The organism is Myxosarcina sp. GI1(2024), assembly GCF_053543375.1.
On sequence record NZ_JBKGTY010000003.1, the window covers coordinates 116,599 to 131,423 of the forward strand.

The following is a 14,825-nucleotide window of genomic DNA, read 5'->3' on the forward strand; positions in this document are numbered from 1 at the left end:
TTAGCTATCAGCTATTAGGTTCGATTGAACTAGCGATCGCCTCAGCACTTGCCATCCCGGAGTTTAAAGCACTTTCGAGATTATTTCCTCCACACCAATCACCGCAACAAACTAACGGTAAAGGAGAACTCGTCGCTAGACTTCTAATAGTTAATGGCTCGCTGGGAATAGCATATCGCCAACGATGAACCTGCATCCACTGCGGAGATTTTAGCCAAGATTGGAGCAAGGGTGCTGCTCGAGCTAATAGCTGTTCTCCTACTGGCTCTAAATCTGTTACCTCGAGATATTTGTAGGCAAATTGAGGTGTGCTGTGAAAAATGAATACTGGTTGTGTAGGGAGTTTTTGTTTGCTGCTATTAAGTATAATTTTAGCAATTTTTTCATCGTAATTAAGATTTAAAACCTCCCACGGTGGTAAATTAAAGCGAGATCGCTCTTCATATCCTGCCGAAACCGTAATGCAGGGAAAATATTTTACCGCTCGCAACTGGTTTACCAATTCAGCAGACAAGCAATTTTCAATTTTTTTCAAAATTTCTAAGGCTTGAGGTGCGGGAATGGCAATAACTACTGCTTTTGCTTGTAAGTAATAATTTTTTGCCATTAGCCCCCAAGTATTGTCAGAATTGGGTTGGATAGACTCGATCCGACATTGTCTTTCAATCGTTAAGTTCTGAGCTAGATATTTGCCGATCGCATCAATCCCTGCTGGTGCAACATAAAGATTTTTCGTCTCAGTTGGCTGGATATTTCCCTGGCGATCGCGCTGGCAAATTCTACCGTTCCAAGGCTGAATTATTTTTTCTTGTAGTAACTGCTCGATTGACTTTTGAGTCTCTTTGCCCTGGACCTCTAGCCAGGGCAAACCCCGATCTATGGTCAGGCGATCGCCTACTCTTCTAGTAGTAACGCGACCTCCTACACCGCGAGATTTTTCTACGACTATTACCCGATAGCCTCGCTGCTCTAGTTGTCTGGCACAAGTCAATCCTGACAACCCAGCACCGACAATTGCGACATCATAAATTTTCATCTAGATGGGAAACCGTTTCATCATCGAGGCTGCTTGGCGAGCGTTGTCAGCCAAAATTGGCGAAATATTGGGTATTTGCGGAATTTGTAGGAGAACATCGACAGTGCGACGCAACATTCTAACCACATCTCCTTCTGCTAAACTAACGCTTTCACAGAGTTCGTTCCATTCTACTCCTAATGCCCACTGTTCGCACAAACCAACTAATTCGTATTCTCGCCAGATGGGTAAACCAACTTCATAGCGATGCTGAATTTGAAATAGATTAGTTCGCATCTCGCGGATGACTGAAGTTTGCGGACCCCGATTGGATGAGCGTTTTTTTACTCCCAGGGCTTCTAGAACTGCTTGTGGTGGGGGATAGTCGCACCAGACATCAGCACGAGGAGTTTCGGTAACTAAAGCGCAAACTGCGGCGGCTAAATGTTGTGGTTCGAGGTATTCCAATTCACCCGAGACAAATGCCAATGCCAACCACAGTTCGTTATCACCGCGAATGGTGGCGGCTGCTTGTCCCAAGGAGGTTGGAGTATAACCATCGAGAGCTTTAAATTCCTGTAGAACCTTAATTAAATTGAGAAATTCATCCCAATAATAAGACTGATTGGATTTCTGCTTTTGATATTTAATTTGAGTTCGATGCAGCTTTTCTCGCAGTATCAATCTCTGTTTGTGTTTTTTGAGCAGCCGGTTCGGATGGCTTACTTGCTGTAGGGGATGAGCGTCCAATTGCTCCTCCACCAAATCCAGTCTCTGCTGCTGTTCCCCAACTTCAGGAGCAGGAGTTGGGGGAATGAGATAATCGGCAATCTGCTTGGCAATTATGGCGCTATATTCATCTCCCTTACGCCATTTTCCCAGTTTGAGATTTTCTAAGGGCTGTTGAGGAATTTCTGCAATAGCTTCCTTGGGCAAAGAACCTTCGTTAATTTCGCTAATGTCGGCATTTGCCGCGATATACCAGTGGTTGTCTGCTCCCAAACATAACAAGTTAGGAGCTTGACCGGAACTCGGAACCTGGTGGTCGACTAAAACTGCTGCAATTGGAGAACTCACCCTAATATGCCTGCCTTTTAAACCGACAATGCTACCGGGTTCTAACTGAGCAATTAATGGTTTAATTTGACTTTTTCGCGTGGCTTCTGCTTGCTGTTGCAAAATACTTAACAGTCTACGCTCTTCTTTGAGACGATCGCGCAATTTTTGATAGCCGTTTAAATCTCCAACTGAGACAGGAGCCAACTCTACATCTAATTTGGCTAGTTTGGTAGTTATCTCGGCGATCGCCTGTTGTTCGGGGGCAAGTCTTTTTTGAGCTAAATATTCGGCAAAGCTTCTTGCTAGTAATTCTTTAACTTCATTGAGATCGTGTTTTTGCAAGAGATTGAGCACCATACCATAGGAAGGAGTAAACCAACTCCTAAGCGGTTCTGCTGCCGAAGTTGCCAAGAAAGCAGCTTCTTTTGCTCCCTCATAAGGAGTTTGCAAAGCGATTACGTATCCTACTTTATCTTTACCCCTACGTCCCGCTCTGCCAGATATCTGTAAAAATTCTGAGGGAGTCAACATACTGTGTCCGCCATCGGTACGTTTGGAGAGGGCAGACACCACAGTGGTGCGAGCGGGCATATTGATCCCAGCTGCGAGAGTGGCAGTAGCAAAGACAATTTTAACTAATGCCGACTCAAATAGTCGTTCGACTAATTCTTTCCAGGCTGGTAACAATCCGGCATGATGAGCGGCAATCCCCCTCATTAAGGGTTCGATTTGGTCGATTCTAGCGATTTGGGAACGTTCGCACAAAAATTGCCACAGCAGGTATTTTTGATTGGGATTTGCAGTTAAGTAAGTTAATAAATCTCTTTCGGCATGAGGATTTTCGGCTAGATATTCTCGTATTAGTTCTGCTAGCTTCCTATTTGACTCGGAAAAATGGGACAGCAAAGCGTTTTGTAATTCCAAATTCTCAACCAAAAAGAAATGTAGCAAGATGCTTTCTATTTGGATTGCTTCTTCTGGAGTTACCAATACTAAAGAATCCAATTCATCTACGGCGCGATCGCAGCCTCGACGACTAAAAATAATATAAATTGCCGGCAGCATATCGTTAGCTCCAAGCTGCTGCACTACCTGAAAGATGTTCGGACAGTTTTTATTCGAGCCTTTCCTACGCTGCCCGGCTTTTGAAGGTAAACCTTTGAGCTTGGGGTTAATTTTAGTCTGAGTGCGGTCTAAAAGATAGTGCAGCCCTCGGCGATCGCAAAAATAATAACGCAGCGGGACTGGACGAAAATCCGAATTGACTAGTTCGCAGTCATAGATTTTATCTTCACTAGACTGAGAATTGCGAACTTTAATTATCCAGTCGGTTAACTCTTCGGGATTTCCTACAGTTGCTGAAAGAGCCACCAGCTGAATTCGGGGCGGACAATAAATAATCGACTCTTCCCAGACAGTACCGCGAAAGCGATTGCTTAAATAGTGGCATTCATCTAGGACTACCGCTTCTACATGTTCTAGAGAAGTTCCTAACTGTCCGATGGGAGTTTCGTAAAGCATATTGCGAAATATCTCCGTAGTCATTACCACTACTACTGCATTGGGATTGATAATGATATCTCCTGTCAGCAATCCGATTTTCTGGCTATCTCCCGCACCGAATTGTGCCTGAAAATCACGAAATTTTTGATTGGAAAGAGCTTTAAGTGGAGTAGTATAAAAAACTCTTTTGCCATGCTGTAGAGCACGATAAATAGCGTATTCTCCGATTAAGGTCTTGCCCGAACCAGTAGGGGCACACACTACTACCGACTTACCCGCAGCTAAAGCTGCGATCGCCTGCTTTTGGAAACTATCTAGTTCAAACGGAAATATTTCTTGTAGATTTAACTTAGAAGAAGCAATTAAATTCACGCGCTATTCAATCGGGCTATGAGCTTGAGTAATTTGTTTGAGATTAGATACATTGTGACACTTTTGTTGAGAATCAGAATTTATTTAACAAATTTCTAGGATAAGTTATTCTCAATCTTTTTCTGGCATGAGTTATGCTTGACCTTGAAACATTAGAGGATCCTAAGTTAGGTCAACTTAATTCAACAGTGAACGCAGGTTTGGGGATCGAGAGTTGCCAGAGAAACTCAATAAGTTAGTTTAACGTTTACCTTGGTGGAGTTACTTAGAGGAGCAATATTTAGTAGTTAGATTTAATGGGATGAATGTTTATATAACAAAGATGACTAAGATCGATACTAATATTTTACTATTTTTAATTAGCTGCACGGCAATTATGGCTCTTATGGGATTATTTTTCTTATTTCAATTCATGCTTTCTTTGAGTAAACGTTTTCTATCTACTCAGCTTATCGAAGCGATTCAGAAGGTAATTAACCCCGATCGCTATTGGTTGGGTATTAGTATTTTGTTATCTTTTATTGACTTGTCACTGTTATTTTTTGACACCCCTAAATGGGTCAGTGTCATTGAAATCCCCTTGAGTTTGGCGATCGCCGTTAGTGCTATCTGGTTGGGATTTCGCCTATTCAGTCAGCTTTTTGATAACTTTTTATTGGATGCCGCCCTGCAAAGAGGACGCAAACTTACGGGAGAGTTTTTACTTTTGGGCAAACTACTTGCCAACTCAATTATCGTTATCGTCGTAGTTTTTATCTTTGCACAAACTCACAAAATTAATATTTTTGGTTTAATTGCTAGTTTGGGAATCGGTGGTTTGGCAATCGCCTTTGCTTCACAAAAACTTCTCGAGCAGGTACTGGGAGGAATTGTTCTTTATCTAGACCGACCTTTTGTTATCGATGACTACATTCATCTTCCTGATGGCACATTTGGCAGAGTAGAATCTATTGGCTGGCGCTCTACTAAAATTAGAACTTCTGGTAAGGGTAGTCTGGTTATCGTTCCCAATAGCGTGTTAACCCAAGTAAATATTGAAAATTTAACTGGTGCCAAAAAGGTTATTTCTCTAATTTATTTGACTTTTTATCGTACTCTTCCTGATGAAGAAAGAGCTTTAATTCGTCAAATTATTCTCGAGAGTACCAAAGATATTTTCGGCATCGATCCTCGCAATACAGAGGTAATTTTTAAAAACTTAATTGCTGAAGATAATCAAAAAATAACTCAAGCACAGGTTAACTTTTTTATTTTGGGCTCAGGAGAAGTTTCAATGGATTTGCGTCGTCAACTTCTCGATGCTGCCAACCAAAATATTACTAAACAGTTAAAAGAATATAGCATAGCTTTCGATATAGAAGAAAGAACGATAAATGTTGATTCTCCAATTACGATTTGACGAGCAAATATTTTGACTTTCTATGAATATTTCGGAAACAATTCAAAAAACGATTCGAGGTTGGTTGGAACTAGATGACTCGACCAAAAATCTAATTTTGAGACACACTATTAACGTAGGTGTTTTTATAGTTTTTTTATTCCTAGCCTTACTAACAGGTAGATACACTCCCATACTTGTAAAAGCAATTATTCAAAAATTGTTTCCCGATAAATTTTCTCAAATTTATGCGCGGTTAATTGTTCCCTTAGAAAAACTAATTAGAATTGCTGGAACTTTAGTCTTGGTTTCAATTAGCTTTAACCTGATTGAGGAGTACCGAGGTTTTTACGAATTTGCCAAGTTCTTTCTCAACTTAGCAGTAATTATTAGTATTGCTTGGCTAGCTTCTCGTCTGTTCAGACAGTTTGTCAGAGTCTATGGTATCGATATGATTCGTAGGCTAGGCTTAGAAGTAGACGAGATGTTGCTCGTATTTGAAACTATTGCCAATGTAATTATCGGTTTTGTGGCGGTAATAACTTTTGCCCAAAGCCAAGACATCAATTTAATTGGCTTATTAGCTGGAGTAGGAATTGGCGGTATCGCTGTTGCTTTTGCCGCCCAAAATACTTTAGAACAGCTTTTGGGCACCATTGTACTCTATTTAGACCGCCCTTTTATTCCCGGCGATTATATTCGCGTCAGTCTCAATCCCCATGCTGAAGATGTCTATGGCAGAATCGAATCGATTGGCTTGCGCTCGACTAAACTGAGAACTGCAGCTAAAAGCACCCTAGTAATTATACCCAATTCGATTTTAGCTAATTTGGATATCGAAAATATTACTAGGGGTAAAAAGGTGATGGTGTTGCTCTACCTAGACTTTTTAAGACAACTCGAAGAACGAGAGCAAGCTTTGGTAGAGCAGATAGTTAGTGAAAGTACTGATGCTCTGTTTGGTATCGATCCTGGCAGTACTAAAATTAAACTCTTTCAACCAGAAGATAAGCCAGGAACCCGTGCTAGGGTTACTTTCTTTATTTTGGGTTCTTCAGAAAATTCGATTCAACTACGAAAACGACTTCTAGAACTAGCAAATGAAACTATTTCTCAACAGTTTAAAGATTATCAAATCGAGTTTATCATGCAAGAACCAACCATTTATGTTGAGTCACCGGTGACTATTTAAGAACTTTTTTATCCAAATTTGCACGACTCGTGAACGGCAGCGGGAATAAAAGAAGTAGTGAGTAGCCAGAAGCCAGGGGGCGAAGAAAGAAGGGAAGAGTTTCTAAGATAGAGTTGCTACTTTCTGCTGATGTTTTTGATTTCTCTCTTGTCCCAGTTTAGGGACAAAAAAGAGTTTCTTTGGTGTTACGTCCTGTAGTAGAATTAGTACCACTCGCTCTTTCACACAAGGCTTTTTCGGTTCTAAGACTCATTAACGCATTGGTGAAGTCTGCACCTTCAATAGTGGCTCGCTCGAGCATCACATTGGTTAAAAAGGCACCTTCTAGAACAGCATTTCTGAGATTAGCTGTGGTCATTCGAGTTGATTCTAGATCTGCCCCACGCAAATTTGCTCCCTCGAAGTTTGCTCCAGCTAAATTGGCCCCAAAAAATCGTACTCCCGACAAATTCGAGTGACTAAAATCGCTGCCCCGCAAATTAGCGTGATCGAAACTTGCATCGGTTAAATCTTGCCGAGCAAAATCAGCATCTGTCAAAACCTGCTTGTTAAAGTCGCGACTCCAAGCTGGCATCACCCAGATACTGCTAAGTAAACTGACAGCAGTTAAGAAAATCGAGAGATTACCGATAATTTTTTTTAGATTCATTGTTGCTACTTAAATCTCGGTCGCTAAAATTTTACCGCTAAATGTTTCCTGGTTTCTACAGCCTTTATTTAAAGTAATTACATAAAAAATACTTTAAATTAGAATAATTAAATTGCGCTCTAACTGACGATCGCCGAATGGGCTAAAGTCAATTTACCAGTATCAAAGGAGAAACCTAGTTGTGGACGAAAAAAAAACAGCATTAGTTAATACAATAGCTATTTTGTTATCAGTTACACCAGAAACCACCCTGGGTAGATTGCTCAAGTTTTGCTTAGAGGCTAAAGTCGAGCGTGAGATTGCAGGTAAAACCTCTTTACAGATAGCACGAGAATTTGTCGCCGATCCTTCTTATTTACCCTACTGGACACAAGAAGTTGTCGGTGCCGACGGCGAATTTAAAGCTGAGGAATGGAAAGCTTTAGGTGAATTGGGAATTACCGATACGGATAAGTTTTTAGATGCTTTGTGGAAGGAGTTGGAAAATATAGATTTATAAGATGAAAAACATCGGCAAGTTAGGTGAAATATTAGTTGCTTCCTGGTTAGAAACCCAGGGTTATCAACTCCTCGCTCGAAATTGGACTTGTCGTCAGGGAGAAATCGATTTAATCGCGATTCATCCTGCTAAACAAAACTTAATCTTTATTGAAGTTAAAACTCGTAACGGTCATAATTGGGATGAAAATGGCTTACTAGCTATTGATGACGGCAAACAAGAGAAAATCTGTCAGGCAGCAACTCTTTTTTTAGCTAAAAACCCCCAATTAGTCGAACTGCCCTGTCGCTTTGATGTGGCTCTAGTTAAATACGAGTTGGTAAGCAAACTAAAAAACCGAGCCAAATGTTTGACCGCCAAGCAATTTTCAGTCGATGGCGATTTTTATCAATTTAATTTACAAACCTATTTAAGAGCAGCTTTTGACTTAGCTTAATTAAAAACTACAGTTTTATTCCCATAAACTAAAATTCTGTTTTGCAGGTGAAATCTCACCGCACGAGCTAAAACCAATCGCTCTAAATCTCTGCCTTTGCGAATTAAATCTGCAGTAGTATCGCGATGACTAATTCTGACTACTTCTTGTTCGATAATCGGACCTTCATCCAAATCTCGAGTAACGTAGTGTGCCGTAGCACCGATGATTTTAACTCCTCTTTGATAAGCTCGATGATAGGGATTGGCTCCGGGAAAAGCAGGTAAAAAAGAATGATGTATATTAATAATTTTGGGAAAGCTACGAATAAATTCAGAGCTTAAAATTTGCATATATTTAGCTAACACCACTAGATTGATGTCATAATTTGCTAACAATTTTAGTTGTCTAGCTTCTTGTTCCCGTTTGTTTTCTTTGTTAATCGGAAGATGATAGAAATCAACTCCAAACTGTTCGGCGATCGCCTTTAAATTACCATGATTGCTAATAATTAGCGGTATTTCAGCTTGTAATTCTTTGGCTTGATGCCGCCAGAGTAAATCCAACAAGCAATGCTCTTGCTTGGTTACCCAAATAGCAAGGCGGGGCAAAGTGTCGGAAAAATGTAATTGCCAAGTTGCTTCTAAAGGTTTGGCGATCTCTTCGAAAGCAGTGGCGGTCGCCTCGCGGGATAAATTAAATCCCCGTAGCTGCCATTCGATGCGAGTTAAAAATAAATTGTCGCTTAAATCTGTGTGGAGATCGGCGTGAATAATATTGCCACCGTTACTGTAAATAAAGTTGGCGAATTTGGCAACTAGACCCGGGCGATCTGGACATGAAATTAAGAGGGTTGCAGTAGGAGTAATCATCTGAAAAAAATTAACTAAATTAGTATTTACTAGCAAAAATTAGAATATCTTTAACCTTGCGAGAGTGACATAATTCAATTAAGCTGCATTTATATTTTTTTAATTTTCTAAAAAGAAATTAATTTGACGCACCAATTTTGGGAAAACTAAAATTGGATAGTAATTATCAACTTATCTATTTAATTTATGTAAAATCGCTATTTATAATAAGCGGTTCTGGCGAAAACCCAAACCACAATAAGATTTTCGTCTTTGTAAAGCTCTATCTATATTATTTGCTCAAAAAAAGATTATGAATAGTCAGGATAACCCTTTAGAGTTCCACGACAATCGGGATGAACCAGCTGTAGATGGTTTAGAAAATACCGGTCGAACTGTTCCTCAAAATGAAGAATTAGATAGTAGTCGTAACGATCTGTGGATAAATGAGAATTCGGAGTTGGATTTAGACGTCTTTTCCGACGAAACCGATGTTTTTGAGGATCGTCTACCTTCTCTAGCAGAAGTTGAAGAATCACCTGAGTCAGAAAGCGAAATAGACTTAGAGCTATCCAAGTGGGATTTTCGCAATCCTCTCGATCGCAAGACAAACATCGAAAGTAGTTATGAAGTAGATAAATCTGAATTCGAGCGACTTTCCGAGTCGGAAGTATCTACTAAAAACTTGCAAGATAGTGCCAGAGGGGAAACAGAATTTATCGAAGAGATCGAACTAGACGAAGAAATTAGTTTAGAGGAAAACTCTCTAAGTTTCGCTCTCGATACCGAAAGAGGAGAAACAGAATTTATCGAAGAGATCGAACTAGACGAAGAAATTAGTTTAGAGGAAAACTCTCTAAGTTTCGCTCTCGATACCGAAAGAGGAGAAACAGAATTTATCGAAGAGATCGAACTAGACGAAGAAATTAGTTTAGAGGAAAACTCTCTAAGTTTCGCTCTCGATACCGAAAGAGGAGAAACAGAATTTATCGAAGACTATAATTTAGACACATCTCTCGAGCTCGAAAATTTAGAATTGGAAACTGCAGAGAGTAATTTAGATGGGCAACTAGAATTAACAGACCCTCTGTCAGAAGAAGCGAACGGGGATGTCGACTCGAATGACTTAGATAATTTACTGCTTTCCCAATCCGGACCAGAATTATTAAATTCGACCAACTCCGATAGTTCTTTAGACTCAATCGAATTAGATCTCAGTTTAGATTCAAATTTAGAATTAGCCAGTTTGGACGCAATTGTTGGTTTAAGTGAGTCTGAAAATAACTTACCGCCACAATCTTCAAGCGTGGTAATATCTTCCCCTGTTGCCAAAGTTCAATCTATCCCCGAGGCCGAAACAGCAGCCAAATTGAATGTCTTCGACCCGACAATGCGGGTATCGGTGCGTAAATTAGACAATCTCAATAACTTAATTGGGGAATTAGTAGTCAAACGTAACCGACTTGAAGAAGACCAAGAAAGATTGCGTCGCTTTCTAGATAATTTACTCGGTCACGTTCAGTCTCTGGGAGAGGCGGGTACGAAAATGCACGATATGTACGAGCGATCGCTTCTAGAAGGAGCATTGCTCGCTAGCCGTCAATCTAACGTAGTAGCATCGCGAGGTATAAATCGGTCTGGTTTTTCCGAGCAAGGCGAACAATTGCGGGCGGACGAACTTGACGCACTCGAAATGGATCGCTTTACGGGCTTTCACCTACTCTCTCAAGAAATTATCGAGCTAATCGTTAGAGTTAGAGAAGCTGCTTCCGATATTCAGTTTGTGGTCGATGAAAGCGACAAAGTGACTCAAACTCTCCGTCAGGTAACTACTCAGCTACAGGAGGGAATGAATTCCTCGCGTATGGTTGCTTTCGGACTCACAGCAGACCGCTTACCAAGAGCGATTCGGGAAATTTCTCGTCAGCAAAAAAAACAAGCCAAACTAAACGTAGAAGGGAAAGAAGTTCTGATCGATAAAATGATCGTCGAACACCTTTACAATCCCATGACTCACCTAGTCAACAATGCAATATCTCACGGTATTGAATCTCCAGAAGAGAGAATTAGACTAAGCAAACCTGTGGCTGGAAATATTAATATTAAAGCTTTTATCCAGGGAAACCAAACCGTAATTACAGTTGCTGACGATGGTGCGGGAATCGATTCGGAAAAAGTCAAAAATAAAGCGGTTGAGAAAAACCTCTTAACTTGGGCAGAAGCACAAAACTTAACTCAACCAGAAATTTACGATCTGCTATTTCATCCAGGGTTTAGTACCAAAGACAAAGCCGACGACTTTGCAGGTCGTGGGGTGGGAATGGATGTAGTTTTGACTGACCTCAAAAAAATTCGCGGAACTATCAGTATAGAATCTCAAAAAGGTCAGGGAACGACTTTTACTATTCGACTACCTCTGGTTTTAAGTATTTGTAAGGCCCTAATTTGTGTAGACAATAATAATCCGATCGCTTTTCCAATTGATGGTGTAGAAAATACGCTGGAATATTTTGCTGATGACATTCAAGTTAATGAAAATGGAGTAAGGTGTATTTCTTGGCAAAATAAACTCTTACCTTTGCGACCTTTAAGTAGTTTGCTTACCTACAATCGCCAAATAAGACGAGGAAGCCTTTACAGTGCTAATAACCGCGACGAAGATACCATAGCTGTGATTATTTTGCGCAGTGTCGACAACTTTTTGGCAGTGGAAGTAGATGAAGTACAAGCCGAACAAGAAATCGTAATCAAACAAATTGAAGGCTCTTTAGCCAAGCCTCCTGGGATCGCAGGAGCAACAGTTTTGGGCGACGGCAAGATTATGCCGATTGGTGACGTATTAGAGCTGATTGAAATCGCTCAAGGCAGGAGAACGATTAAAATGAACTTCGAGCTTCTCGAACGCCTGCCAAGCGAGCCTGCTGAAACCCAAGTTCGTCAGGAACCGATGGTGTTAGTAGTAGATGATTCGATTACCGTCCGAGAACTGTTATCGATGAGTTTCAATAAGCTCGGTTATCGCGTCGAACAAGCTAGAGACGGTCAAGAAGCCTGGGATAAATTGCGTGGCGGACTCCCCTGCGATATGATTTTTTGCGATATCGAGATGCCGAGAATGAACGGCTTGGAACTGCTCTCAAATCTTCAAAAACACGAAGGATTAAAGCGAGTACCGGTGGCAATGCTAACCTCTCGCGGTGCTGACAAACATCGTCAACTCGCGAGTGAATTAGGAGCGCAGGCTTACTTAACCAAGCCTTACACTGAAAAAGACCTCATGGATGTGGCTCAACGTCTAATTGAAGTCAATCGAGTTGAGGAAAAAACTGAGTCAGTTGCTTCGGCAGAGCCTGCAATTTCGGAACCTAAATTTGACAATTTAGCTACCTCAAATTCAGAGTCTAGTGATGCGCCACTAGTTTTGGTTATTGATGATTCGGTAACGATCAGAGAGCTATTATCAATGACTTTTAAAAAAGCTGGTTATCGGGTAGAACAAGCCAGAGATGGTCGAGAAGCCTGGGAAAAACTCAAACAAGGCATTCCTTGCGATGTTGCCTTCTGCGATATCGAAATGCCTAGAATGAATGGATTAGAACTATTGTCCCAACTTCAGCAAGACGAAAAACTTTGTACTTTGCCCATTGCCATGTTAACTTCTCGGGGAGCCCAAAAAATGCGGAATATTGCCGCTCAAAAAGGTGCTAAAGGTTACTTTGTCAAACCTTATGTCGAAGATTCTCTATTGGATGCGGCTAAGAGAATGATTAATGGCGAAATTTTGCTCGGTAGTATCGAGCTAGATTGAAATAAAACCAATGCAAGCGCTATGGTTTGAAGTCGCGTTTACACAAACGGACGACTAAAACCTATTCGATAAAGTAGACTTGGCTCATAAAAAATTTTACTAAACATAAATTTAATGTTTGAAATTACTGTAGTCGGTCGCAGACTGGCGATCGCTTTACTGGGTTGTTGGTTGGCAACAGAAACTGTAGCGGCAGTTGCTGTTAATGCTAAAGAAATCGAGTTAGAGGTCGGCATTATTCAAAGATTGGGTACTGAGCCTGTTGACGAATCAGAACCTGCCATCGACAAAGTTACAATTCGCAGTACTGCTGGAGATTCTCTGACGGTCAATTTTCCTCAGGCAGAGAATATCAAACCGATTGAGACTCAAAAAGTCACACTGACAGTCGAGGCACAACCCCTAACCAAGCCCCAACTATCAGAAAGGCTAGTTTTGAGCGATCGCGCTACTTTTGAAACTGCTGAAGCCAGTGCCAATTCTTGGCAAGAACTGGGCATTAAGGTGGAAATCGTTCAGCCAGGACGCTGGCAGGTGTGGGCAAAACGAGATGTCTATTCAACTCCTCTAATCCGACGCTGGCTGCTTCACAGTTTACAGGCAAATGGTTACGATGAGGCTTATTTATCGACAGAGGTCTTAACTCATCAGCCCCAAGCTACTCTAACTATTGCCGGTCGAGAATATCAACAGGATGAGGTCGAAATTACCACCAAAAAAAATCTAGTCGAAGTCACCACTGGCGATGACGAAGCAGCTACTCATCTCTATGGTGGAAGTTTAGAACTCCAACCCAATGCTTTTGGGGAATATACCCTAGTCAATCACGTTCTTTTAGAAACCTATCTTAGAGGGGTCGTACCCCACGAAATTGGCACCAAGGCTCCGCCCCAGGCAGTCGCCGCCCAAACTATTATCGCCCGTACTTATGCCTTACGCAATTTACGGCGTTTTGCTGCAGATGGTTATCAGCTCTGTGCTACCGTTCACTGTCAGGTATACAAAGGTTTGTCGGGAACTAATCTAAAGAGCGATCGCGCTATCGAAGCTACCAAAGGTTTGGTTTTGACTTACCAAAACGAATTGGTAGATGCTCTTTATTCCTCGACTACTGGAGGGGTTACCGCCACGTTTGACGAGATTTGGAATGGCGCAGATCGCCCTTATCTCCAAACGATTATCGATTCTCCCCAACCTGTTTGGGATCTATCCGAGTTTCCTTTGACTGATGAAACGAATTTGCGGCGTTTTTTAAAATTGAAACAAGGATTTAACGAAACAAGACACAGTAGGGTATTTCGCTGGCATAAAACTAGCAGTATTAAAGACTTAAACCGAGATTTACGCAATTATTTAACTAAAACACGCCATCCCCTTGCAGATTTTCGTACTATTCAATGGATGAACATAGAGAAGCGATCGCCTTCTGGTAGAATTTTGACTTTGACGATTCAAACCGATAGAGGCAAAGTGCAGTTACATAAAAACGACGTACGCAGTGCTTTTGAAGCCCCAATTAGTACTTTATTTTATCTCGAACCAGTTTATGAGGAACGAGAGCGATTAAAAGCCTACGATTTTATCGGCGGTGGCTTCGGTCATGGAGTCGGTTTAAGTCAATATGGCTCTTACAATTTAGCTAATCTCGGTTGGACGGCAGCGCAAATTCTCAGCTTTTATTATCCCCAAACTACGATTGAGCCTCTAAACGATGCGATCGTTTTCTGGCGTGCTCCTTTACAACTATCCAGAACTAACCAGCAGTCATATGGCGATCGAATTTGGCTACACACGGTTAAACTATAGTGTAGAGTAGCGTAGGATATTTTTGTTCTAAATAAATAAATGTTATGACTATTTGGGTGAACGAACAAATCGATCCGAGCGGGATTATTTATGCTTGTATTGCCTGTGAGAATGAAGCAATCGCCAAAGACTGTCATCAAAATTGGCAAAACAATCTTAGTGAAGCCCAAAAACAAAGTGGTTGGGTAGCTCGTTTGCGTACCGTTGAGACTTGGAATGAGGTACCAGTCAATGCTTTGAAGCTAAGTTATTAAGAAATTAGAATAACAATTTTAAAT

At 41.0% G+C, this 14,825-nt stretch carries 11 protein-coding genes; 7 read left to right on the forward strand and 4 right to left on the reverse strand.

The genetic code is table 11. The features are described 5' to 3' along the window. Positions 1-7 precede the first annotated feature (7 nt). Both ACLFKQ_RS14140 and ACLFKQ_RS14145 read right to left on the reverse strand, forming a co-directional pair. Positions 8-1,036, reverse strand: a complete 1,029-nt coding sequence (locus ACLFKQ_RS14140) for an NAD(P)/FAD-dependent oxidoreductase (RefSeq protein ID WP_449000454.1) — start codon at positions 1,034-1,036, stop codon at positions 8-10. Next, entirely contained in the window at positions 1,037-3,949 is a 2,913-nt protein-coding gene (locus ACLFKQ_RS14145) for a DEAD/DEAH box helicase (RefSeq protein WP_449000455.1), read from the reverse strand. Positions 3,950-4,271: 322 nt separating this feature from the next. Between ACLFKQ_RS14145 and ACLFKQ_RS14150 the strand changes: the two genes are divergently transcribed. Both ACLFKQ_RS14150 and ACLFKQ_RS14155 read left to right on the forward strand, forming a co-directional pair. Continuing rightward, a complete protein-coding gene (locus ACLFKQ_RS14150) occupies positions 4,272-5,348 on the forward strand; it encodes a mechanosensitive ion channel family protein (RefSeq protein WP_449000456.1) in 1,077 nt (358 codons plus the stop codon). Between the two features lie 22 nt (positions 5,349-5,370). Next, on the forward strand, positions 5,371-6,519 hold the full coding sequence (locus tag ACLFKQ_RS14155) for a mechanosensitive ion channel family protein (RefSeq protein ID WP_449000457.1): 1,149 nt from the start codon (positions 5,371-5,373) through the stop codon (positions 6,517-6,519). A gap of 157 nt (positions 6,520-6,676) precedes the next feature. Here ACLFKQ_RS14155 and ACLFKQ_RS14160 read toward each other — a convergent pair whose 3' ends face one another. Then, on the reverse strand, positions 6,677-7,168 hold the full coding sequence (locus ACLFKQ_RS14160) for a pentapeptide repeat-containing protein (protein WP_449000458.1): 492 nt from the start codon (positions 7,166-7,168) through the stop codon (positions 6,677-6,679). A gap of 181 nt (positions 7,169-7,349) precedes the next feature. Here ACLFKQ_RS14160 and ACLFKQ_RS14165 point away from each other — a divergent pair, with 181 nt between their 5' ends. Continuing rightward, the gene (locus ACLFKQ_RS14165) at positions 7,350-7,667 is read left to right on the forward strand and encodes a hypothetical protein (RefSeq protein ID WP_449000459.1); all 318 of its coding nucleotides are present in this window, start codon (positions 7,350-7,352) and stop codon (positions 7,665-7,667) included. A 1-nt stretch (position 7,668) separates the two neighbouring features. Beyond that, entirely contained in the window at positions 7,669-8,103 is a 435-nt protein-coding gene (locus tag ACLFKQ_RS14170) for a YraN family protein (RefSeq protein ID WP_449000460.1), read from the forward strand. Here the strand turns inward: ACLFKQ_RS14170 and purU are convergent. Continuing rightward, on the reverse strand, positions 8,100-8,954 hold the full coding sequence (gene purU, locus ACLFKQ_RS14175; RefSeq protein WP_449000461.1) for a formyltetrahydrofolate deformylase: 855 nt from the start codon (positions 8,952-8,954) through the stop codon (positions 8,100-8,102). The two genes, ACLFKQ_RS14170 and purU, sit on opposite strands and share 4 nt — an antisense overlap. Before the next feature lie 292 nt (positions 8,955-9,246). Here purU and ACLFKQ_RS14180 point away from each other — a divergent pair, with 292 nt between their 5' ends. The 3 genes from ACLFKQ_RS14180 (at position 9,247) to ACLFKQ_RS14190 (ending at position 14,801) form a co-directional block, all read left to right on the forward strand. Then, a complete protein-coding gene (locus tag ACLFKQ_RS14180; protein ID WP_449000462.1) occupies positions 9,247-12,741 on the forward strand; it encodes a hybrid sensor histidine kinase/response regulator in 3,495 nt (1,164 codons plus the stop codon). 114 nt (positions 12,742-12,855) lie between these two features. Then, a complete protein-coding gene (locus ACLFKQ_RS14185) occupies positions 12,856-14,547 on the forward strand; it encodes a SpoIID/LytB domain-containing protein (protein ID WP_449000463.1) in 1,692 nt (563 codons plus the stop codon). Between the two features lie 44 nt (positions 14,548-14,591). Next, complete coding sequence (locus ACLFKQ_RS14190) at positions 14,592-14,801, forward strand: glycogen debranching protein (protein ID WP_449000464.1); 210 nt, start codon at positions 14,592-14,594, stop codon at positions 14,799-14,801. The last annotated feature ends 24 nt before the right edge of the window (positions 14,802-14,825 follow it).